Origin of the sequence: Geobacillus sp. DSP4a, assembly GCF_013096875.1 — a bacterium.
Taxonomy (GTDB): Bacteria; Bacillota; Bacilli; order Bacillales; family Anoxybacillaceae; genus Geobacillus; species Geobacillus thermophilus.
This window is the reverse complement of record NZ_SDLD01000097.1, coordinates 1-2,507: the sequence shown is the minus strand read 5'-3', so window position 1 is coordinate 2,507 and position 2,507 is coordinate 1. Positions and strand designations below refer to the sequence as shown.

Annotated in this window: 2 protein-coding genes; both read left to right on the top strand. The window is 36.2% G+C overall.

Features of this window, described 5'->3' with window-relative positions; translation table 11 throughout:
• Positions 1–820: 820 nt before the first annotated feature.
• Complete coding sequence (locus tag ETC02_RS16385) at positions 821–1,183, top strand: hypothetical protein (RefSeq protein WP_050368443.1); 363 nt, start codon at positions 821–823, stop codon at positions 1,181–1,183.
• A 25-nt stretch (positions 1,184–1,208) separates the two neighbouring features.
• Complete coding sequence (locus tag ETC02_RS16380; protein WP_050368442.1) at positions 1,209–1,619, top strand: hypothetical protein; 411 nt, start codon at positions 1,209–1,211, stop codon at positions 1,617–1,619.
• The last annotated feature ends 888 nt before the right edge of the window (positions 1,620–2,507 follow it).

Sequence of the window (2,507 nt, the reverse complement as noted above, 5' to 3'; positions counted from 1 at the left end):
TGGGCGCATCCAACGCTCACTGGATCGCTCCCTTACCCCTGATCAGCGAAGGATTCTGCAGGGATTGGGCATGGATGAGAGCATCTACGTGTAACGTGATACGGAACGACCAGCGATGGTAAAAAAAGGATTGCCATCGCTCGTTGTGTTGGTCAAAAAGTTATTCTGAAAAACTAAATAAAAAATCCTTTGTTTTGACCTTGTTAGGGTGCGAAATGTGAGCCGTGACTTGATCAATTTTATAGTTTTGTGTACAATTCATCTGAAGTCCTCCTTGGTATGGTGAGTGATGTGGTTGACACCCCTGCATCATACCAAGAGGGCTTTTTTTGATCAAGTCCCCGGAAAAGCTCCTAACGGGAATGCTCCTTATAAGTTTTATTTCAAGAAAATTTTACTATATATTCAGGACTTTGGATATAAAAAACGCTATTGAATATGTAATTTTAGATCATCATACTCCTCCAGCATCCGTTTTAACCACGTATTTGTACTTGTTTTCTCGCATTGCCACTTCATATCCATCTACCCCCTTACCTTGTAGAACACAAGTTCTGAACATTTGTTCCTATTATACACCAATAAATATAACCAAGTGAAGTACGTTATTGCTCCCTAAGCGATAAATCTGTAATTTTTTCATCATTGTGGCTTATATTTCGGTTTGAAAAAGGGATTTTTTGATAAAAATAAATAATAAATAATCGTCCATTTGATTACATAACGTTTTGTACAAAATTTTGTTCAAAAATTTGTTCAGAATTCTGCACAAAAATATTGATTATGAATACAATAATAAGTAGAATGGAGGTGAAGAGGTATGGAGGGGGATAAAAAAATGCCAACCAAAACACTTACAAAAGAGGAAACGCTCCCAGCAAGTGCTTTGAGAAGTCTTTCACAAAAATCTCTGTTAGAAATGGTAAATGCATTTGACAAATTGGGGGTGATCGTAAACAATAATTTGTCAATCGCGATGCTTAGTTGGGAAAAGTATGAGCAGCTAGTTGATAACATTCAGGAACTACAATCCAAAATTGATGAGTTAGAAAGTTTGTATGAAGATATACAATTGGCCAAAGAATATAAAGAAGATGTCGAGCGAGTTGAAAAAGGTCAGAGTGAATCTCGCACGTTTAAATCGATTGATGAGATATTTGATCTGTTAGAGAAAAACGAGTAAAAAAGGAAAAAGGGGATGAACTCGGTTGGCGCCACGGTACGAACAAGAATTTGATCCGCGTTTTTTTGAAGACCTGAAGAATATTCGAGATAACAACCTAGTTGACCCCAATGATTGGGGTCTTTTTCAGGAACAATTACGTAAAGAATTGGTTGAACTGGATAAGAATTGGGAAAATATCAGTCGTAAGACTGAATTTCCTCCCTTATCTACTTACGGATATCGAAAACGCTATATGCATTCCATTCCTTTAGAAATAAAACGAAAAAGGGGATGGACCGATACCAAATCAGACTTTAGGATTGTCTTTAAAGTGATAGAAGAAGAAAAGAAAATTTATTATTTGGGGATTGGGAAACGGATTAAAGTCTTTCCGAAGGACTCAAACGACATCTGGAGTATTTTGAAGAATAGAAAACTCCCTGAAGAACCATAAAAAGGCCGTATAATTTTTTTTCATACGGTCTTTTTGATATCTAGGATCCTATTGTTCCTATTGTTAAACGAGGATACGTCCCCCAACGAAGAAACTAAGTGTACGTCCTCCACCACTAAATGAATGATAATTTCTTTGACTTTATGTTTTCTATATTTATAATCAGAATGAACCTCTAACCGACGGTTCAAAGGTGAACAATCTTATTTTCACCTCCCACACGTCTCCACTTCTTCTTGAAATCTCAAGGAAATACCTAGTATTCATTTACGAATGATCCGGTAAGACCTTATAAAGGTAATACATATCCATATGTATTTCAAAATCTAATCCCTTTCTTCCCATTTCATCGATCCACTGAATAGAGGGAGAGTTGTTAACCAATGGATCAATTACACTTGTAAACTTATAAATTTCTTCATTATCTGTTTTTTCCTTACTCTCTTTTTGTACTTCTTCAAAAGTTTTATTGGTTCTTATGGTGTTCATTTCGGTTACTGTTACAGTAGGATGTTCAATGGAAAAAAGAACTAGATTTTTGTCTTTGAAGAAATTAAACTTTACATCTAATCCTTTAAAATTTTTGGCTGTTCCTGGAGATTCCCTAAGAAAATTGTCGTCTATATTTATAATTTTTCCTTTTAATGTGTGTCCGTTTGCTTTAGTTATCTTAAAAATCGTAACTATTCACCCCAGTGCTAGTGTATAAAAAAGCCCAGCACAAATAGGGCATTTCGGTCATAGAAAATGCCCTAGGTAGCGGAAAGAACTCGATCGATCGTTTCGCCTGCCAACAGAAGACATAACGAATCCCACACGTTTTTTTCGTGTTTCGTCAGTGTGGAAACGATGCTTCTTGCGATGCAAAACGACTGCGCGAATGTTTCT